Annotated in this window: 22 protein-coding genes; 10 read left to right on the top strand and 12 right to left on the bottom strand. The window is 63.4% G+C overall.

Annotated elements, in window-relative coordinates; all coding sequences use genetic code 11:
- The first annotated feature begins 6 nt into the window (after nucleotides 1-6).
- A complete protein-coding gene (locus AC3YOG_RS12805) occupies nucleotides 7-921 on the top strand; it encodes a flagellar motor protein MotB (RefSeq protein WP_489935356.1) in 915 nt (304 codons plus the stop codon).
- Here the strand turns inward: AC3YOG_RS12805 and AC3YOG_RS12800 are convergent.
- Together AC3YOG_RS12800 and clpS are read right to left on the bottom strand one after the other, a co-directional pair.
- A complete protein-coding gene (locus AC3YOG_RS12800) occupies nucleotides 918-1,199 on the bottom strand; it encodes a DUF2277 domain-containing protein (protein WP_489888913.1) in 282 nt (93 codons plus the stop codon). The two genes, AC3YOG_RS12805 and AC3YOG_RS12800, sit on opposite strands and share 4 nt — an antisense overlap.
- Nucleotides 1,200-1,201: 2 nt before the next feature.
- Nucleotides 1,202-1,513, bottom strand: coding sequence for an ATP-dependent Clp protease adapter ClpS (clpS, locus tag AC3YOG_RS12795; protein WP_127753674.1), 312 nt, complete (start codon nucleotides 1,511-1,513; stop codon nucleotides 1,202-1,204).
- A 301-nt stretch (nucleotides 1,514-1,814) separates the two neighbouring features.
- On the opposite strand from clpS, the gene AC3YOG_RS12790 reads away from it, so the two are divergent.
- Nucleotides 1,815-2,060, top strand: a complete 246-nt coding sequence (locus tag AC3YOG_RS12790; RefSeq protein ID WP_127753673.1) for a hypothetical protein — start codon at nucleotides 1,815-1,817, stop codon at nucleotides 2,058-2,060.
- A gap of 103 nt (nucleotides 2,061-2,163) precedes the next feature.
- Here the strand turns inward: AC3YOG_RS12790 and AC3YOG_RS12785 are convergent, their stop codons facing one another.
- Nucleotides 2,164-3,180, bottom strand: coding sequence for a YsnF/AvaK domain-containing protein (locus AC3YOG_RS12785; protein ID WP_489935355.1), 1,017 nt, complete (start codon nucleotides 3,178-3,180; stop codon nucleotides 2,164-2,166).
- Nucleotides 3,181-3,579, bottom strand: coding sequence for a DUF2382 domain-containing protein (locus AC3YOG_RS12780; RefSeq protein WP_172123742.1), 399 nt, complete (start codon nucleotides 3,577-3,579; stop codon nucleotides 3,181-3,183).
- A 144-nt stretch (nucleotides 3,580-3,723) separates the two neighbouring features.
- Between AC3YOG_RS12780 and AC3YOG_RS12775 the strand changes: the two genes are divergently transcribed.
- Both AC3YOG_RS12775 and AC3YOG_RS12770 read left to right on the top strand, forming a co-directional pair.
- A complete protein-coding gene (locus AC3YOG_RS12775) occupies nucleotides 3,724-4,017 on the top strand; it encodes a hypothetical protein (protein ID WP_172123741.1) in 294 nt (97 codons plus the stop codon).
- 97 nt (nucleotides 4,018-4,114) lie between these two features.
- Nucleotides 4,115-4,951: an aldo/keto reductase gene (locus tag AC3YOG_RS12770; protein ID WP_489935354.1), complete on the top strand. Its 837-nt coding sequence runs from the start codon at nucleotides 4,115-4,117 to the stop codon at nucleotides 4,949-4,951.
- A 3-nt stretch (nucleotides 4,952-4,954) separates the two neighbouring features.
- On the opposite strand, the gene AC3YOG_RS12765 is transcribed toward AC3YOG_RS12770, so the two are convergent.
- The 3 genes from AC3YOG_RS12765 to AC3YOG_RS12755 are packed head-to-tail and all read right to left on the bottom strand — an operon-like array spanning nucleotide 4,955 to nucleotide 7,242.
- Complete coding sequence (locus tag AC3YOG_RS12765) at nucleotides 4,955-5,965, bottom strand: hypothetical protein (RefSeq protein ID WP_489935353.1); 1,011 nt, start codon at nucleotides 5,963-5,965, stop codon at nucleotides 4,955-4,957.
- Nucleotides 5,966-6,019: 54 nt separating this feature from the next.
- The gene (locus AC3YOG_RS12760; RefSeq protein ID WP_489935352.1) at nucleotides 6,020-6,487 is read right to left on the bottom strand and encodes a hypothetical protein; all 468 of its coding nucleotides are present in this window, start codon (nucleotides 6,485-6,487) and stop codon (nucleotides 6,020-6,022) included.
- Nucleotides 6,484-7,242: an ABC transporter ATP-binding protein gene (locus AC3YOG_RS12755; protein ID WP_489935351.1), complete on the bottom strand. Its 759-nt coding sequence runs from the start codon at nucleotides 7,240-7,242 to the stop codon at nucleotides 6,484-6,486. The genes AC3YOG_RS12760 and AC3YOG_RS12755 overlap by 4 nt, the downstream gene beginning before the upstream one ends.
- A gap of 153 nt (nucleotides 7,243-7,395) precedes the next feature.
- On the opposite strand from AC3YOG_RS12755, the gene AC3YOG_RS12750 reads away from it, so the two are divergent.
- Both AC3YOG_RS12750 and AC3YOG_RS12745 read left to right on the top strand, forming a co-directional pair.
- Complete coding sequence (locus AC3YOG_RS12750) at nucleotides 7,396-7,788, top strand: hypothetical protein (RefSeq protein ID WP_348983114.1); 393 nt, start codon at nucleotides 7,396-7,398, stop codon at nucleotides 7,786-7,788.
- Between the two features lie 60 nt (nucleotides 7,789-7,848).
- On the top strand, nucleotides 7,849-8,052 hold the full coding sequence (locus tag AC3YOG_RS12745; RefSeq protein ID WP_127753666.1) for a hypothetical protein: 204 nt from the start codon (nucleotides 7,849-7,851) through the stop codon (nucleotides 8,050-8,052).
- 58 nt (nucleotides 8,053-8,110) lie between these two features.
- Here the strand turns inward: AC3YOG_RS12745 and AC3YOG_RS12740 are convergent, their stop codons facing one another.
- Nucleotides 8,111-10,090: a bifunctional 2',3'-cyclic-nucleotide 2'-phosphodiesterase/3'-nucleotidase gene (locus AC3YOG_RS12740; RefSeq protein ID WP_489935350.1), complete on the bottom strand. Its 1,980-nt coding sequence runs from the start codon at nucleotides 10,088-10,090 to the stop codon at nucleotides 8,111-8,113.
- A 223-nt stretch (nucleotides 10,091-10,313) separates the two neighbouring features.
- On the opposite strand from AC3YOG_RS12740, the gene ypfJ reads away from it, so the two are divergent.
- Together ypfJ and AC3YOG_RS12730 are read left to right on the top strand one after the other, a co-directional pair.
- A complete protein-coding gene (ypfJ, locus tag AC3YOG_RS12735; RefSeq protein WP_489935349.1) occupies nucleotides 10,314-11,243 on the top strand; it encodes a KPN_02809 family neutral zinc metallopeptidase in 930 nt (309 codons plus the stop codon).
- Nucleotides 11,243-11,743 carry a cupin domain-containing protein gene (locus tag AC3YOG_RS12730; protein WP_489888920.1) on the top strand — a complete coding sequence of 167 codons (501 nt, stop codon included), beginning with the start codon at nucleotides 11,243-11,245 and terminating at the stop codon, nucleotides 11,741-11,743. Before ypfJ ends, AC3YOG_RS12730 begins: the two co-directional genes overlap by 1 nt.
- A 13-nt stretch (nucleotides 11,744-11,756) precedes the next feature.
- Here AC3YOG_RS12730 and AC3YOG_RS12725 read toward each other — a convergent pair whose 3' ends face one another.
- The 3 genes from AC3YOG_RS12725 to carA are packed head-to-tail and all read right to left on the bottom strand — an operon-like array spanning nucleotide 11,757 to nucleotide 14,024.
- Nucleotides 11,757-12,065, bottom strand: coding sequence for an AzlD family protein (locus AC3YOG_RS12725; RefSeq protein ID WP_127753664.1), 309 nt, complete (start codon nucleotides 12,063-12,065; stop codon nucleotides 11,757-11,759).
- Nucleotides 12,065-12,781, bottom strand: coding sequence for an AzlC family ABC transporter permease (locus AC3YOG_RS12720; RefSeq protein ID WP_489935348.1), 717 nt, complete (start codon nucleotides 12,779-12,781; stop codon nucleotides 12,065-12,067). The genes AC3YOG_RS12725 and AC3YOG_RS12720 overlap by 1 nt, the downstream gene beginning before the upstream one ends.
- A 37-nt stretch (nucleotides 12,782-12,818) precedes the next feature.
- Nucleotides 12,819-14,024 carry a glutamine-hydrolyzing carbamoyl-phosphate synthase small subunit gene (gene carA, locus AC3YOG_RS12715; RefSeq protein WP_489935347.1) on the bottom strand — a complete coding sequence of 402 codons (1,206 nt, stop codon included), beginning with the start codon at nucleotides 14,022-14,024 and terminating at the stop codon, nucleotides 12,819-12,821.
- Between the two features lie 135 nt (nucleotides 14,025-14,159).
- Between carA and AC3YOG_RS12710 the strand changes: the two genes are divergently transcribed.
- On the top strand, nucleotides 14,160-14,612 hold the full coding sequence (locus AC3YOG_RS12710; protein ID WP_489935346.1) for a GatB/YqeY domain-containing protein: 453 nt from the start codon (nucleotides 14,160-14,162) through the stop codon (nucleotides 14,610-14,612).
- Nucleotides 14,613-14,732: 120 nt separating this feature from the next.
- Here the strand turns inward: AC3YOG_RS12710 and AC3YOG_RS12705 are convergent, their stop codons facing one another.
- Nucleotides 14,733-15,917 (bottom strand): MFS transporter, encoded by a 1,185-nt coding sequence (locus AC3YOG_RS12705; RefSeq protein ID WP_489935345.1) that lies wholly within the window; start codon nucleotides 15,915-15,917, stop codon nucleotides 14,733-14,735.
- 170 nt (nucleotides 15,918-16,087) lie between these two features.
- On the opposite strand from AC3YOG_RS12705, the gene AC3YOG_RS12700 reads away from it, so the two are divergent.
- Nucleotides 16,088-16,651 (top strand): HdeD family acid-resistance protein, encoded by a 564-nt coding sequence (locus AC3YOG_RS12700; protein ID WP_489935344.1) that lies wholly within the window; start codon nucleotides 16,088-16,090, stop codon nucleotides 16,649-16,651.
- The last annotated feature ends 28 nt before the right edge of the window (nucleotides 16,652-16,679 follow it).

Raw genomic sequence — 16,679 nt, 5'->3', positions numbered from 1 at the left:
AACGCCATGGCCCAGTATAATCAGCCCATCATCATCAAGAAGGTCAAGAAGGCGGCCCACGCCCATCATGGCGGGGCCTGGAAGATCGCCTATGCCGATTTCGTGACGGCCATGATGGCGTTCTTCCTGCTGCTCTGGCTCATCAGCATGACGACGCCGGAGCAGAAGGAAGGCCTGGCGGATTATTTCGCCCCGCCGAGCATTGCGCCGACGACGAGCGGGGCGGGGGGCTTACTGGGGGGCACGGCGCTTGACGCCGCTGGCGCCAAGATGGCCGGCACTTCGCTCAAGGACCAGCAGGAGGCGGCTACTTCTCCCGCAAGCACGCGCGCGGGCAGCCAGGAAGCGGGAACCGAGGGGATCAAGGGCGAGACCGGCGCAACCGAAACTACCACTGGCGTTGCGCCCAAGGACTTGAACACAGTCCAGGCCTTTCACAGCGCTGCGGCCAGCATCCGCCAGGCCTGGCAGGCGCTGCCCGATATCACGGAGATCGCCGATAATCTGCTGGTGGAAGCGACCGAGGACGGCCTCGACATCCAGATCATCGACCAGGAAGGGACGCCCATGTTCCCCGAAGGATCGAAATACCCCACCGAGCCGGCGCGCCAGGCGATTGCTGCGCTAGGGCCGATTTTGCAGAAGCTTTCCAGCCAGATCACGATCTCAGGCCACACGGCGGCGGGTGGCACATATGTCAATCCGCGCTATGGCTCCTGGGAGCTTTCGAGCGATCGGGCCAATGTGGTGCGGGGGCTGTTGGGCGAGTTCGGGCTCTCCGATGACCGGGTGAGCGCTGTGAGCGGCAGGGCGAGTGCCGATCCGTTCTTTCCCAACGACCCCTATCAGGCAGCCAATGAGCGGATCAAAATCGTCGTGCTCAACCGAGCCCCGCCGGTGCCGGCCGGCTTAAGCTTCTAGTTGGCTGAAGCGCTGCCGTAGCGCTCGCGATTGCGAGCGCGCGCCTTGGCGGCTTCGATCTCCCGATCCTTGGGCGGGGCGGCGGTTTCGAGCGCCTGCAGCAGGTGGCGCAGATTGCGCTCGATGGCTTCGACGGCCTCATGGAAGGCGGCCTCGTTAGCCTTTGATGGTGCCGTAAAGCCCGAGACCTTGCGCACGAACTGGAGCGCGGCGTCGTGGATCTCGTTGCCGCTCGCGGGCGGCTCGAAATTGAACAGCGGCTTGATGTTGCGGCACATGTTTATTCCTCCGGCTCGGTGGTGAACAGCAGCGGGTAGCCCTTGCTGCGCGCCGTTTCGGTGGCCCGGTTTGCTTTTTCCTCGGCGATCTCCTTGGTGAACACGGCAACCACGCACGACCCCTTGGTGTGGGCCGTCAGCATGATGCCAAGGGCCTGAGCCTCGGGCACGCGGAATTCGGCCTTGAGTAGCCGCACGACGAATTCGCGCGGCGTGAAATCGTCATTGACGAGGATGACCTTGTGCAAGGGCGGGCGGGCAGTTTTCTGGCGCGTCTCGACGCGAGGCTTTGAGTCGGTGTTGGTTCCAGCCATGAGCAAGCCTCCCTGGTGGTGATGGTGCCTGGAGCGCCGCCAAATTCTAGCACATCTGCTGGCAGAGCAGGAGGGGCGCTGGGCAAGGGCTGCAGAGCTAAGGCAAAGGCGCGGCCAAGGGCGCCGCCTTGTAATTAGCCCTGCGGAAGAGCATATATGAGCGGTATGTTTTCGGCCAATTGGCTACCTGATCCTCCCGGTCCTGCCGGTTGCTTGGCGATCCCCGAGACTTGCGACTCCCCGCAGCGCCCCGCTTTTGAGCCCGTGCTGCCCGTCCATCTTGATCCCCAGGCAGGTGCCCATGTCCAGTTTCAACTACAATGCCGCGGCCGAACTTTACCCCAGCAAGAGCTTCTACAAATCTCGCCAGGTGCGTTACCAGCGCTTCACTTCGGCCGCCGAGGCGCTACGCTACGCCATCGAAGAGATGCCAGCGGAATTGCTGCGCGGCTCGTTGCTCGAAGTCGACGAGCAGCGCTTCGAAGGCAGCGATATTCGTGATCTGTATTACGCCGAAGGTTATCCACTGGCGCGCGCGCAGGGCTAACCGACGACCGGGCTGCCGCCGGTGGCGGAGCGGCCCGGAGAGCGGCAGGCATGAAAAAGCCCCGCTCCAAAGAGCGGGGCCGGTATAGGCATCAAGCCTTGGGCTAGATGCTGGTCTTGCGGTCGCTGAGGCCGGTATTGCGGTCGTCCTCGACTTCCACTTCGGTCTTGCGCACGGTGTCGCTGATGGTTTCCTCGCGGCTGGCTCCCTCCTTGCGCAGGGAGATTTCCTCCGTAACGCGAGCCTGCTTGTCGACCACAGCTTCTTCGGCGTGCTCCTCGGCCTCGATGGTGCGATCCTGGAAGGCGGCGTCGCCGGCGCCCAAAGCACGATCCACGGGGCGACGCTCGATGGTTACGCGCTCCTCATACAGGTTCACATTGGCGCTGACGGGTTCCTCGCGAACATAGGAGCGGACGCGGACCCGACCCAGATTGACGTCGCGCTTGCCAACGCGCAGTTCTTCCTCAACCACCGGGATCACTTCATCAGTGCCGAACTCGGAGGTGGTGCGATCGGTATAACCGGCACCCGAGGTGGAGGTTGTCTGGCCCTGGCTAGTCGAGGCGTAGCCCGCGCTGCCAGTCGAGCCGGCAATGTCCGAGGTGGTGGTGGCGCCTACGCCGCTCGCGCCCAGCGTGCTGCCGCTGGTGGTGCCTGCACCCAGAGTGCCGCCGGAGCTATTGGTGGAGTCGGCGGCGCGGCGGGCAGTGCCGGAATAATCGGTCGTGTAACCGGTCCAGCCTTCCGTGCGCCAGCTTTCCTCGCGCTCGTCCAGATCGATGGCCCCTTCGTCATCCAGGATGTCGAGAGCGGTATCGTGGTTCGTTGAATCCAGATCGCTGACGGTCACCAGATAACCGCCGCGGCTCAGGCCCTCGGCATAGGTGTAGCGGTCCTCGTCGGGCATGAAGAAATCAGCCAGCGAGGCAAAGAAGCCGCGGTGGGTTTCTTCGCGATTCTGCACAGGTTCGTCATTCTCGTAGCCAGGCATAAGGCGAACATTGTCGCGCGAGATGCCCGCGTCAATCAGCCGCTCGACAGCGCGATCAGCTTCGCTGCGGGAGTCGAAAAATGCCGAAAGCGTGCGCTCGGCGCCGGTTGCGGAAAACTGGCTCATTTATTGTTCCTCTTCGATGTTGGGTTGGTCCGTTTCACTTCTTTCAACCACCGCGTGCTGCTTGCGCAGGGTGATCGGTAATTCGACGTGCTCACGCGATACAGAACGGCGCAGATGAAGCTCCTCCTTGAGCACCAGGCGCTTTTCGACCACGAGAACCTCCTCAACGACGGGGATGATGGTGGTATCCCCTTCGGTGCGGATTGGGGGGGCCTCGGTGATCTCGATCCCACGCGGGACGCGGGTCACTTCAACATCCTGGCGGTCGAGCATGGCCGAAACCACGTCCTCCACGAGCTCAGTCTTGGTGCTAACCCGGACCTTGCCGGTGACCACGTCCTGCTTACGAATGGTCGAAAACTCGTCAACGACCTGCAGGGTATCTTGGGCGTCTGTCATTGCTTTTCCGCCGCTGTGTCGAGGCCAAGGGAACGGGCGGATTCAGGCTTGGTTCCCAATTGTGAAGTGCCGGGCGGGCACGGTTTTGTTAACATGGCTTTCACCACGTCAGAGTGATGATCGAGTGTTAGTAGGAGTTCGTGGATGCGCCAGATCGAGGTGCTAGATGGAGTGCGGGTACGGTTTCCGGGCCGGGACGATGAGTTCGACCTGGGTGTAGAGATCGGTGCGGCGGTTGTGTTGATGGCTCTTGGCGAGCCGGTGATCGAGCGGCGGGTGCGGGCTGAGTGCGTCGAGCAACTGCGCCCCCTGGCCGAGCGGTTCGGGTATCGCCTGGTTGGGGGCGAAAGCGACGAGCAAGCCGAAGCCGAAATCACGCTGTTCCATGCATCCCGCCGGCCGCAACTCAAGCTCGTGCCGACGCAGGCTAAGCGCTAGCTGGTGCCTCCTGGGTGATAGATCATCCCCAGGCGCTGAACTCTTGGAGCGGAGAGCCGTTGGGCAGGGAGTTTGAACCTGCGCAAGGAGCTTTCGCATGGCCGGCGTCCCCAATATTTCCCTCAATGATGGCAATTCCATTCCCCAGCTTGGCTTCGGGGTCTGGCAAGTGCCCAATAATGAAGTGCAGGCAGCGGTCAGCGAAGCCTTGCAGGCGGGGTATCGCTCCATCGATACGGCCCAGGGCTATAATAATGAAGAAGGCGTGGGACGCGCCATCAAGGACAGTGGCATCGGACGCGAGGAGCTGTTTGTCACCTCCAAGCTGCGCACCCGGGACCAGGCTTATGATCAAGCGATCAAGAGCTTCCATGGGTCCCTCGAAAAGCTCGGGCTCGATTATCTCGATCTGTTTTTGATCCACTGGCCGGTACCGGGGCAGGACAAGTATCCCGAAGCCTGGAAGGCCTTTGTGCAGCTGCAAAAAGAAGGCCTGATCAAGAGCATCGGGGTTTCCAACTTCCTGCCAGAGCATCTGGAGCGGATCATCGGCGAGACGGGCGTGACCCCGGCGGTCAACCAGATCGAGGTGCATCCCGAGTACCAGCAGCGCGATGTGCTGGATTTCCATGTGAAGAACCGCATTGCGATCGAGAGCTATAGCCCGCTCGGCAGCGGGGCGGCGCTCAAGAACCCCACAATCGCCGAGATTGCCGAGAAGCACGGCAAGAGCCCAGCCCAGGCCATTTTACGCTGGCACATCCAGGAAGGTTTTATCGTCATTCCCAAGTCTACCCATCCGGAGCGCATCCGGGCCAATATCGACGTGTTCGATTTCGAATTGGACGGGGAAGACCTGCAGCGGATTGCGGGGCTCGACCGGCCAGATGGCAAGACGGGTGGCAATCCGGCGACCAATAACGCGATCTGGTAGGAACTAGCCGTGCCTGGGGCTGAGCAGCTTGGCCAGCCCCAGCACAAAAACGGCGACGAGCGCGGGACCAATTGCGAGGAGCGAGCCCGCCGCCATGAGCGCGCCCGTGCCGGCCCACATGATGGAAGCAAAGGCTTCCGACAGGGTGGCGGCGCGGGAGGCGACCTGGCGGCGGCGGAACATGGAGCGCTTGGCGGTAACGCGGAACCAGAGCTGGATGGCCGTGGCGGAGCCGGCGGACAAGGCCGCGCAAAGCGCCGTGACGGCCGCCATGGCTGGCGAGGACAAAGCCAGCAAGGCGAGCAGTGGCAGGAGGATGATGGCAATGACGGCGAGCACGGCCTCGATCTTGCTGATCAGCACCATGCGCGCCGTGATGGGCGCGGTGGCCACGAGGTCAGGGGCGTCCTCACCCGAGATGGCGAGCCAGGCAAGCCCGCCGGCAAGTTGGCCCGCGGCCATCACGAGGACGGGCACAGCCACGACATAGGCGCCGGCGCTGTCGCCATAGTTGATCCAGAGCAAAAGGGCTGGCGGCAGCAGATAAAGGATCTGCATCAGCGTTTGCGACAAGAGCCAGGGGTCGCGCTTGAGAAGGCGCCATTCCTTGCGGCGCAGCGCCTGGGTTTGCGTCATGGGGCGAAAACGCGCCGGGGCTGGCTCACTGCCGGCGCGGACATGGGCTAGACCCGCCGCGGCAATGGCGTGGCGCCCAAAGCTCGAGGCGGAAAGCGCGATCATGCCAGCGAGGGCACCAAAGCTGATCGCTGCCGCCAGCGCCAGGGCCGCCCAGTCCCCCAGGGCTGCGCGGGCGGGAAGCCAAACGGGGCTGTTGAGAGCCGGAGCGGCGTTCACCAGATCGGCAGACTGGAACAGGGTGAAGCGCGAGAAACTGCCGTAGTGAATGATCGCGACCGCCTGGATGCCAATGATGAAGCCGGCGCCGATAATGGCGGCGACGATCTGGGCGATCAGCCGGGTTCGCTTAGCGCCCACAAGGCGGAACAAGGCCATGGTGATGGCGACGGCAATGGCGGTGGACAGGGCGCCCGCGGCGAGAAGAAGGCCCTAGGCAGCCAGCCAGCGGGGGCCATCGAGCAGGGCCAGCATGTTGATGAGCGGGCTGGCGAGCAAGGCGGAGAGGGCCACGGTGGTGATGGCAACGGCGCCGGTGCGAACGGCAAAGAGGCGGCGTGAGGAGGCGGGGGAGGACAGGATCAGATCGAGGTCGGAGCGCGCGTAATAAACGCGGGTGATCGACTCAAGGGCCTGGGAAAGCGTGACGGACCAGAACAGCAGGCCGGTGCCGGTCAGCAACACCAGCGTTGGCTTGTCGGGGACGATGCCCGCCGCGACCCAGGGGCGCACCAGCCCATAAGCAAGGAGGTGGAAGAGGACGGCGGCAAAAATACCGAACAGTACAATCGCTACCCGGCGACCCGTCTGGCCCCCGGTCATCATGACCAGCCAGTCGCGCCAGGCGAGCTTGAGCTCGTGGCGGGCAAACCAGAAAAGGGATGTGGGCGCTGTGGTCATGCAGCGGCGGTATCCGGTTCGTTGCGCGCGACCAGATTGAGGAAAATATCCTCGAGGCTTTGGTTGGCTCCGCCGATCCGGCTGCGCAGCTCGGCGAGCGTGCCTTCGGCAATGAGGCGACCGGCGCTGATCACCCCGATGCGCTCGGCCATGCGTTCGGCGACTTCGAGAATGTGGGTAGTCATGATGACGGTGACGCCTTCGCCCACCTTGCCCAGCAGCACGTCCTTGACCTGGCGGGCCGAGCCAGCGTCGAGTCCGGTGAGCGGTTCGTCCAGGATGATGAGGCGCGGGTCGTGCACGAGGGCGCCGGCAAGGGCGACTTTTTGCAGCATGCCTTTGGAGAAGCTGCCGCAGAGCTGATTGGCGTGGGGCGCGAGGCCGAGCCAGTCGATCAGGTCATGGGCCTTGCGACGGGCGGTGGAGGCGTTGATCTGCCAAAGGCCGGCCACGAATTCGAGATATTCCAGCGGGGTGAGGCGGTCATAAACCATGGGCTCGTCCGAGACCCAGGCGAGGATGCGCTTGGCTGCCACCGGGTCTCGCCGCGCATCGATGCCGAAGATGGAAATGGCGCCGCTATCGGGCTGCAGCAGTCCCGCCACCATGCGCAGGATCGTGGTCTTGCCCGCGCCATTGGGACCGAGCAGGGCGTAGAACTCGCCGGGCCGCACGGTGAGATCGAGCTGCTGGATCACAGGACGATCAAAGGATTTGGACAGATCGGAAATGGCGAGGGCAAGGGCGGCGGTCATGGCGAACTCCGGCTGACAAAGCCAGGTTTAACGCCGGGAGCGTTGCGGTGGCGTGAAGGGGGGCAGTTAATGTTCGGCAAAGCGGCATTTGCTGGAGCCGGGCAACCAACCCGGCCCTAGGGGTGTTCAAACCCCAACCCAGGAGGTTCTATAATGGCTGAAGTGAAGTATGAAGTTGTGGAGCATGATGGCGGGTTCGCCTACAAGGTAGGGGACGTGTTCTCCGAGGCTTATCCTACCCACGAGCTGGCGCTCGATGCGGCCGTGGCTGCGGCCGACCGGCAGCAACTGGCCGGCGACACCGCGGCCATTCTTTACCAGGACGCCAAGGGCGAATGGCACGAGGAACTCGCCACGGGCGAAGACCGGCCGCAAACCGAGATCGAAGATGCGCTGGTGGATCAGGAGCCGGTTGCCGCTGAAGAAAACGCCGGTGAGGGTGACTTCGTGGTCGGCACCACCGTTGTCGAGGGTAAGGCGCATAGCCGTGATGAGAGTTACAAGGGCCGTGCGCCCCTGGCCTCACCGAACGAGCGGCAGAGCTAGCTTCCGGAACCAAGTTGGCGCCGCGCGCATTGTGGCGACAACATAGTGCAGGAGTTACAAATGGATATTCGCGAACGTGAAACCGTTGTGGTCGATCGCGGGAGCCGCGGCGGTGGCAGCGGCTTGTTGATCGGCATCATCGTGGCGCTCGCGCTGCTCGCCATCGGTTACCTCGTGTTCTTCAACAATAATGGCGGTGGCGGCGGGACAGTCGATGTCGACGTTCCAGCGGTCAGCGTCGATGTGGTTCCCGACGGGCAGTAAGCCCCGTTAACACCAGATGCAGCAGCGGGCGCCTTCAGGGGCGCCCGCTTTGTTTTGTTCAGAGGGTGATACGGTACAGCCCGAAGCCGTCTTCGTTGTTGTCGCCGGTGGGCTCGACCTTGACAGCGGTGACATCGGCGACGTGCTCGGCGGCCTTGGGGCCGGTGGCAAACAGGACGGTGGTGTCGCCGATCGGGGCGAGCGACCAGTTGCTGTCCGCCTTGGGGTCAATCGTGCCGTTTTCGACGATGTAGCGCACGATGAGGTCGCGATTGGTGTCGGGGCCTTTGAAGACGATCTTGTCGGCGCCGATGCCGGGGAAGGTACCGCCGCCGCCGGCGCGGTAGTTATTGGAGGCGACCACGAAGCGGGCGGCCGGATCGATGGGGGCGCCATTGAACTGCAGATCAACGATGCGGTTGGCGTCGGGATTGAGCTCCTGCTTGCCGTCGGCGGAAAAGCGCGAGGGCTGGGTGATGTCGATCTTGTAGGTCACGCCATCGATGACGTCGAAGTTGTAGGCGGGAAAATCGAGGTTGATGAGTTCGGCGTCGGAGGCGCCCTTTTCCACCTGGTTGAAGATGCCGGCGGAGCGCTCGAGCCAGTTCTTGACGTCGGCCCCGGTGATCACGAGGGCCTGGATGGTGTTGGGGTAGAGATAGAGGTCGGCGACGTTCTTGATGGCGACGGGGCCCACCGGCACATCGGTGTAATAATCGGGGCCGCCGCGACCGCCGGACTTGAAGGGGGCTGCGGCGGACAGGATCGGCAGACCCTCCCATTCAGTACCCTTCATCATCTGGGCGATGTACCAGGTCTGAGCCTGGGAGACGATCTGCACGGATGGATCATCGGCCACGAGGGCGAAATAGGAGTGGAGGGGCGCTGAGGTTTCGCCCACAGGGCGGCGGATATAATCGAGGGTTTCCTCATGCTCTTGCTGGGCAGCGGCGGTGACTTCCGCTTCGTCCTCGACCAGAGGGGTGACCTTGCCATCGACGCGTTCGAAGATCGGTCGAGCTTCCGCGGTGTGGGAAACGACGGACCATTTGCCCTCGGCGTCCTGCTCGAGGAGCAGGTCGATCAGGCCCATATGCGAGCCCCAGAAGCCCGGCATCACGGCGGGCTTGCCGTTGAGGGTGCCGGCCTCGATGTCGGCGCCTTGGAGTTCGGCAAAATCGGGGCCGGGGAACACCAGATGCTGGTGGCCGGTGAGGACCACGTCGATGCCCTCGACACCAGCCAACTGCAGGGAAGCGTTTTCCGAGCCCGGCCCCTTGTCTTCGGCGATGCCGGAGTGGGATAGGGCGACGATCAGGTCTGCGCCTTCGGCGCGCATGCGCGGTACATAGGCCTTGGCGGTTTCCACGATGTCGCGCGTGGCGACCTTGCCGGTGAGGTGGCTCGAGTCCCAGGTCATGATCTGGGGTGGCAGGAAGCCGATGATGCCGACGCGGATGGTTTTGCCCGCGCCCGAGCCATCGGTCAGCTGTTTTTCGATGATGCGGTAGGGCGCGATATAGGTGTCATCGGCGGTGGGGTCGTCGGCAAGCGTGGTGCCGCGCACCAGATTGGCCGAAACAAAGGGGAAGTTGGCGCCCGAAAGGGCGGCGTCGAGATAGTCGAGGCCGTAGTTGAATTCGTGATTGCCGAGGGTGGCGGCTTCGTAACCCAGCGTGTTCATGGCCGCGATCATCGGGTGCACATTGCCCTCAAGGCCTTTTTCATAGGCGATGTAATCGCCCATGGGCGTGCCCTGGATAATGTCGCCGTTGTCGACCAGCATGGAGTTACCCGCCTCGGCACGGATCTGCTCGATGATCGCCGCGGTGCGGGCCAGGCCCATCGTGTCGTTGGGCGCATCGGCATAATAGTCGTAGGGGAACACCGCTACGTGCAGGTCCGTGGTCTGGAGAATGCGCAGATGGGCCTGATTGGCCTGGGCGAGGCTGGCAAAGGGGTGCATGGCGGCGAGGGCGCCGATGCTGACCGAGCCCGCGAGAAAATGGCGCCGGGACATGCTGGGATTGAACTTCATCGCGTTCTCCGAACTGCGGCTCTGGGAGTATGTGCCCCCGTGGGGGCGGTGTCGAACTCGGGTGCTGTGCCGTGTCGCCGTGACGCTGCGATGACAGCGGCAGGAGCAGGCTAGGCCTTCTCTCAGGGCGGGTCAATTTGGCCCATCAGGGCCGCGGGGGAACTCACATCATCCTCCAAGGCTTATGGTGGCAAGCATTGTTACGCCCGCGCAAGGATCCAGCATGAAGTGGCAAGGAAGAAATCGTAGCTCCAATATCGAGGACCGGCGCGGGCAGGGCGGCGGTTTTGGCGGCCGTCGTGGCGGCGGGCTGGGCGGGCTTGGACGCGGCGGTGGTATTCGCATTCCCATGGGCGGCCGCACGGGCGGTGGCCTCGGGTTGTTCGGCACCATCATCGTGCTGGGCATCCTCTGGTTTGCGACTGGGCAGAATCCGCTCGATATGCTCACGGGCGGCTCGAGCACCGGCGGGGTTCCGGCGCAAAGTTCGTCGCGCAGTCTGCCCACGCAGGGCGAGGATGAACTCGCCGATTTCGTCGGCGTGGTGGTCAAGGAAACCGAAGATCTCTGGACCGAGGTGTTCACCGCCCAAGGCGCGGAATATGTGGAGCCACGCGTCGTGCTGTTCACCGATGTGGTCAACACCGCCTGTGGCACAGCCGATTCGAGCACGGGTCCGTTTTATTGCCCCGGCGACCAGCGGGTGTATATCGATCTGAGCTTTTATGATCAGCTGCACCGGCAGTTCGGCGCGCCCGGCGACTTTGCCCAGGCCTATGTGCTGGCCCATGAAGTTGGCCACCATGTGCAGAACCTGACCGGCATCCTTCCCGAGTTCAACCAGCGCCGGCAGAGCATGAGCCAGGAAGATGCCAATGCTTATTCCGTGCGCATTGAATTGCAGGCCGATTGCTATGCGGGGGTGTGGGCAAACTATGCGGGCCAGCAAAACCTGCTGGAAACGGGCGACTTTGAAGAAGCGCTCAATGCGGCCGAGCAAATCGGGGATGATACGCTGCAGATGCGCTCGCAGGGGTTCGTCGTGCCCAAGACCTTCAATCACGGCACATCCGAGCAGCGCCGTAACTGGTTTGACCGCGGTTACCGTTCGGGGGATCCGGCCGATTGCGACACTTTCTCGGCGCGTATCTAATGCTTGAGCCGGAAGAGTTGCTGCTCGCCGATGACGGCGTGTTTCCTAATAGCCGGCTGCCGGTGCTGGTGTATCGTGGCGCGGTCAAGCCCGAAGACGGCGCGCCGGCGCTGGAGCGCTTGTTCGAGCGTAATGGCTGGCCGCCCAAATGGCGCGACACGGTGTTCACGTTCCACCATTATCATTCCAACGCGCATGAATGCCTTGGCGTGGCTGAGGGAAATGCAACCCTGCGCCTGGGGGGACCGAGCGGGGCCGAAGTGAAGGTGGAGGCGGGCGACGTGGTGGTGATCCCCGCCGGGGTGGCGCATCAGCGGATGCTGGCGAGCACTGACTTCATGGTGGTGGGCGCTTATCCACCAGGCGAAGAGCAATGGGATACGCTGCGCGGGCAGCCCGATGATCGACCCAAGGCCGATGAAACCATCGCCAAGCTGCCGCTGCCGGAAAGCGATCCGGTGACCGGCAAGACTGGAGCACTGGTAGACCGGTGGCGCTAGTCGCCAGGCGTGCTTAAAGGCCGAGCAGGTGCCGGGCGACCATGGCGGTGGCCCAGCCGGCAAACAGCATAATGAGGCCGGGATAGCGCAGCGACACGAGGCCCGCGACCAGCAGGGCGAGTTTGACGTCCCAGCCGCCATTGAAGAAGGCCGGAGCGAACAGGGTTGTCAGCACGGCCGCCGGAACGGCATCCAGCGCTGCCTGCAGGCGGGGCGGGATGGTGTGGAGCCGGGTGATCAGCACATAGCCGCCAATTCGGGTCAGGTAGGTGGCCACTGCAGCCGCAGCAATCAGGGCCAGCATTCCAGCATCGACCCCCATCAGTGCGCCTCCGGCGCTACGGAAGACCTAGCCTGCGCCAGCGGAGCGGGCAGCAGCACGGCAACAAGGATGCCGAGGACTGCGCCGATGCTGACATGCCAGGGGGAGCCGACGAAGTGATAGGCGAGCACGGCGCCCGTCATGCTGGCGAGCACAACCGGATAAAAGCCGGTCCGCCGGCGGAAAGTGACCACGAGACCAAGGAAATAGATGGGCAGCAGCACGTCGATGGCGAAGGTGCGGGGGTCGCCGAGCAGGCCGCCGAACCAGGCGCCAAGGACGGAGAACACCACCCATTGCAGCCAGACCACAAGGCCGAAGGTGAGATACCAGGTGAAGCTGAGCGACTGGTTTGTCTCGGAGCGCCGGATGGCGTCGGCATATTGCGGATCGGTGAGGAGAAAGAAAGCGAGTAGCCGCTGCATGGGGCTGTAGCGGCTGAACATCGGCGCCAGCGCCGCCGAATAGAGCACGTGCCGAAAGTTCACCGCGAGGATGGAGAGGACGATCAGCCAGGCTGGAACGTGGCTGCCGAAGAGCTCGATGCCAACGAGCTGGCTGGCCCCCGCAAAAACGAGGGCGCTCATCAAGCCGACATCGAGAACGGTCAGGCCATTGTCGACCGCTACCGCGCCAAACAGCACCGCGAACGGCGCCGAGGAGACGGCCACCACAAAGCCACTGCGCAGGCCCGCGAGGAAATCGCTACGGTTCATGAGGCGAAACGCTTCCCCGCGTGAGACTTAGGTGCCCTTAGACGCCGGGCTGCTTGTGTTCGGGCTCGGGGGCCACACCTTTTTGCTCGCGCACATGGTTGAGAAAGCGCGTGAACAGGTAATGGCTGTCGCGCGGGCCGGGGCTGGCTTCGGGGTGGTATTGTACCGAAAAGATCGGCTTGCCCTCGACCGCCAGGCCGGCATTGGAGCCATCGAACAGGGAGATATGGGTCTGGGTCACGCCGGCGGGCAGGCTCGCGGAATCAACGGCAAAGCCGTGGTTCATCGAGGTGATCTCGACCTTGCCGGTGGTCAGGTCCTTGACCGGGTGATTGGCGCCGTGATGACCCTGGTGCATCTTGGAGGTCTTGCCGCCAAGCGCCAGGCCAAGCAGTTGGTGGCCGAGGCAGATGCCAAAGACCGGCTTGCCGGTATCCATCAGCTTCTGGATGGTGGGCACGGCATATTCGCCGGTCGCCGCGGGATCGCCGGGGCCGTTGGACAGGAAGATGCCGTCCGGCTGGTAAGCCATCACATCCTCGGCCGTTGCAGTCGCAGGCAGGACAGTGACCCGCGCACCCTGATCGGCCAGGCAACGCAGAATGTTGCGCTTGGCGCCGTAGTCGATGGCGACGATGTGGAAGGCCGGATCGGTGACTTCGGCATAGCCTTCGCCCCATTTCCAGCCGGTCTCGGACCAATGATAGGTTTGGGCGGTGGTGACTTCCTTGGCCAGGTCGAGCCCTTCAAGGCCGGGGAAGGCGTTGAGTTCGGCGGTAATGACCGCATCGTCAAAGGCGCCGTCGGGCTGGTGGGCGATCACGCCATTGGGCATGCCGCCTTCCCGGATCTTGGCGGTCAGGGCGCGCGTGTCGATACCGGCAATGCCGATGATGTTGCGCTTCTTGAGCCAGGCGTCGAGCTTTTCAGCGGCCCGGTAATTGGAAGGATTGGTGATATCGGCCTTGAGCACGACGCCCCGCACGCCCGACAGAGCGGCCTGGTTGACCATCTCGATGTCTTCGTCGTTGGTGCCGACATTGCCGATATGGGGGAAGGTGAAGGTGATGATCTGCCCGGCATAGGAGGGATCGGTCAGCACTTCCTGGTAGCCGGTCATGGCGGTGTTGAAGCACACTTCGCCGGCGGCCTGGCCCGTGGCTCCGATTCCGCGCCCCTCAAGACGAGTACCATCCGCAAGGATCAAAAGGGCGGTCGCGGGGGATTGCTGCCAGCCGGTCACGGTGGGCCTCCAGGGTTCTTGGCAATGTCGATTGAGGTCTCCTTCTAGAAGGAGCCACGGGACCGCGCAAGTGGCGCACGGCTTTGTTTACGCCTATATGGGCCGGCAGAATTGCATGGCAAGAGGAGATCGAGTGTGCGCGAGACCATCAGCGAAGCCCTGAAAACGGCGCTCAAGGCACGGGACCAGCGCCGGACGGCCACGCTCCGGGCGATCAGTGCGGCCATCAAGGACAAGGATATCGCGATCCGCCAGGACAATCGCGGACCGGCCACCAATGAGGAAGTGCTCGCCATCATCCAGAAGATGGTCAAGCAGCGCGAAGAAAGCTTTGCCATTTATGCGCAGGCGGGACGGAGTGATCTTGCAACGGTCGAGAAGGAAGAAATCGATATCCTCAATGAGTTCCTGCCCAAAGGACTCACGGAGGATGAGGTGGACAGCGCCATCAAGGCGGCCATCGCGACAACAGGCGCCGAAGGTCCCAAGGACATGGGCAAGGTGATCGCCCAGCTCAAAGCCGACTATCCGGGACGGATTGATTTCGGCAAAGCCAGCGGCAAGGTCAAGGCTGCGCTGTCGGCCTAGGCCACCAGCCGGTGCTGGGCAGTGGGGTCTTAAACGCAGTCCGGCCAGCCCGCTTCGGACTAATAAAGAGCGTCATCAGCGCGGCGCAGCAGCTCTTTAAAAAGGTCCGCCCAGCGGTCCTCAGGCGGCGGCAGGCGCCCCGGGCGGCACTTCACCGCTGTGGCGCTCCCACGCATAGGAGAGAACTGCAATGGCCAGCGCCAGCAGCAACGCCGCGACCCCGATCAGGGGGAGGTTGCGGTAGCCAAAGCCGTGCTCGAGCAAGGTGCCGCCCAGCACGGCGCCGATCGCAATGCCGATATTGAAGCCGGTGGGCACCAGGGCCGAGGCCAGATTGGGCGCATCGCCGGCCCAAGCGAGAATCCGGGACTGCACGGGTGAGCCGAAGGCGAAGTTGACGCCGCCCCAAGCGATCACCGTGATGGCCATCAACCAGGGGACGGGGCTGGCGAGATAGAGGGCTGCATAAACGCTGGCCTGCAGCACCATGATGCCGATCAGCGATGGCATGAGTTTCCAGTCGGCGAGGCGGCCGCCGATGAAGACGCCAATGGTGGAGCCGATGCCGAAGAGCAGCAGCACCCACGGCACGACGCCGGGTTCGAGTTGGGTGACTTCGAGCAGGAGCGGGGCGATGAAGGTGAAGAGGCTGTATTGGCCGATCATCACCAGAACAACGATCAGCAGCGAGCAGATAATGGCCTGCCGACCGAGGGCGCGGAACTCGCGCTTGAAACTGCCCGCAGCGGCCTGAACGCCGGGGGCGGCGGGCAGGAAAAAGGCGGTCGCCAACGTGGCGACAAAGCCGATAGCGCCCACGGTCCAGAAGGTGGCGCGCCAGCCCAGGGCATTACCGATCGCGGTCCCGCCGGGCACGCCAAGAATATTGGAGACGGTGAGGCCCGACAGGATCAGGGCGACGGCAAAGCCGCGCCGTTCGGGCGCGACCAAGGTCACTGCGACCACGGCGGCGATGCCGAAATAGGCGCCATGCACGACCGAGACGATCACCCGCGCCGCCATCAAGAGCTCGAAGTTGGGCGCGATGGCGCAGAGCGCCTGTCCCAGGGTGAACACGGCGCCTAGAAGAAGGATCAGGGTTTTGCGCGACATGCGATTGGTCAGGAGCGCAAGGAGCGGGCCCCCAATGGCGATGCCGATGGCGTAGCCCGAGATGAGGTAGCCGGCGACTGGAACCGAAACGCCGAGATCGGTGGCGACATCAGGCAGAATGCCGGCGATGACGAATTCGGCGGTGCCGAAGGCAAATGCCGCAAGAAACAGGGCGAGCAGCGGCAACGACATCAAAGCAAACCTCGGCATGGATGGGGCGGGGCGACAAACCATGCCCGAAGCGGCAGGGCAATCCACATCAGGGTCGCAGTGGCTCGGCGGCAACCAGGGCAAGGGTGACCGATGGCTTGCGCCGCGCTAGAGTGGGGTGCTGGCAGCGGGGCCGGCCGGGAGATCTTTTGATGGCGATTAATGGAGAAATCAAGCGGCGCTTTGCGGCGATTACCGCCTTGCGCGGCCTCATCATGTTGCTGGCGGGGCTTTATGCGATCCTGGCGCCGGGCGATGCGCTGACGGTGCTGGTGCTGGCCGGCGGCATTATTCTGATCGTCGACGGAGCCCTGGGTTTGTGGAGCCTCACCTTTGGTGGCGGCAAGAGCGGCAATTACTGGTTCGACGTTATTTCCAATGCCTTGTCGCTGCTTCTTGGTGTGTTGATTCTGCTCAGCCCGCTGGTCGCCACGATTTTAACGGCGACGTTCCTCGCGAGCCTTGTCGGGCTGGCGGCGCTGCTGGTGGGGATCATGCAAATCGTCGTCATCATTCGCGAGCGTGAAATCTACGCGCGCATCTGGCCGGTGCTGCTGTCGGGCATCGCCTATGTGGTGCTTGGTCTGGTGTTTCTGTTTTTCCCACTCGTCAGTTCAAGCGTAATGGTGGTGTTGGGCGGCATCATGCTGGTGCTATTCGCCTGTGGCCTGTTTGGGTGGGCCTTGCGGCTGTATCAGCGCAGCAAGCGCGCCTGAGGCTGTGGAAAACCGCTGAGGACGTGAC

This window comes from Devosia sp. Z6_126 (assembly GCF_058133495.1).
Note: the sequence above shows the minus strand (reverse complement) of the source record. Positions and strands in the feature narration are given on the sequence as shown.

Coding starts and splice junctions, on each gene's coding strand:
- AC3YOG_RS12805 (WP_489935356.1), top strand. CDS start 7: ATGGCCCAGTATAATCAGCCCATCATCATCAAGAAGGTCAAGAAGGCG.
- AC3YOG_RS12800 (WP_489888913.1), bottom strand. CDS start 1,199: ATGTGCCGCAACATCAAGCCGCTGTTCAATTTCGAGCCGCCCGCGAGC.
- clpS (WP_127753674.1), bottom strand. CDS start 1,513: ATGGCTGGAACCAACACCGACTCAAAGCCTCGCGTCGAGACGCGCCAG.
- AC3YOG_RS12790 (WP_127753673.1), top strand. CDS start 1,815: ATGTCCAGTTTCAACTACAATGCCGCGGCCGAACTTTACCCCAGCAAG.
- AC3YOG_RS12785 (WP_489935355.1), bottom strand. CDS start 3,180: ATGAGCCAGTTTTCCGCAACCGGCGCCGAGCGCACGCTTTCGGCATTT.
- AC3YOG_RS12780 (WP_172123742.1), bottom strand. CDS start 3,579: ATGACAGACGCCCAAGATACCCTGCAGGTCGTTGACGAGTTTTCGACC.
- AC3YOG_RS12775 (WP_172123741.1), top strand. CDS start 3,724: ATGCGCCAGATCGAGGTGCTAGATGGAGTGCGGGTACGGTTTCCGGGC.
- AC3YOG_RS12770 (WP_489935354.1), top strand. CDS start 4,115: ATGGCCGGCGTCCCCAATATTTCCCTCAATGATGGCAATTCCATTCCC.
- AC3YOG_RS12765 (WP_489935353.1), bottom strand. CDS start 5,965: ATGGCCTTGTTCCGCCTTGTGGGCGCTAAGCGAACCCGGCTGATCGCC.
- AC3YOG_RS12760 (WP_489935352.1), bottom strand. CDS start 6,487: ATGACCACAGCGCCCACATCCCTTTTCTGGTTTGCCCGCCACGAGCTC.
- AC3YOG_RS12755 (WP_489935351.1), bottom strand. CDS start 7,242: ATGACCGCCGCCCTTGCCCTCGCCATTTCCGATCTGTCCAAATCCTTT.
- AC3YOG_RS12750 (WP_348983114.1), top strand. CDS start 7,396: ATGGCTGAAGTGAAGTATGAAGTTGTGGAGCATGATGGCGGGTTCGCC.
- AC3YOG_RS12745 (WP_127753666.1), top strand. CDS start 7,849: ATGGATATTCGCGAACGTGAAACCGTTGTGGTCGATCGCGGGAGCCGC.
- AC3YOG_RS12740 (WP_489935350.1), bottom strand. CDS start 10,090: ATGAAGTTCAATCCCAGCATGTCCCGGCGCCATTTTCTCGCGGGCTCG.
- ypfJ (WP_489935349.1), top strand. CDS start 10,314: ATGAAGTGGCAAGGAAGAAATCGTAGCTCCAATATCGAGGACCGGCGC.
- AC3YOG_RS12730 (WP_489888920.1), top strand. CDS start 11,243: ATGCTTGAGCCGGAAGAGTTGCTGCTCGCCGATGACGGCGTGTTTCCT.
- AC3YOG_RS12725 (WP_127753664.1), bottom strand. CDS start 12,065: ATGGGGGTCGATGCTGGAATGCTGGCCCTGATTGCTGCGGCTGCAGTG.
- AC3YOG_RS12720 (WP_489935348.1), bottom strand. CDS start 12,781: ATGAACCGTAGCGATTTCCTCGCGGGCCTGCGCAGTGGCTTTGTGGTG.
- AC3YOG_RS12705 (WP_489935345.1), bottom strand. CDS start 15,917: ATGTCGTTGCCGCTGCTCGCCCTGTTTCTTGCGGCATTTGCCTTCGGC.
- AC3YOG_RS12700 (WP_489935344.1), top strand. CDS start 16,088: ATGGCGATTAATGGAGAAATCAAGCGGCGCTTTGCGGCGATTACCGCC.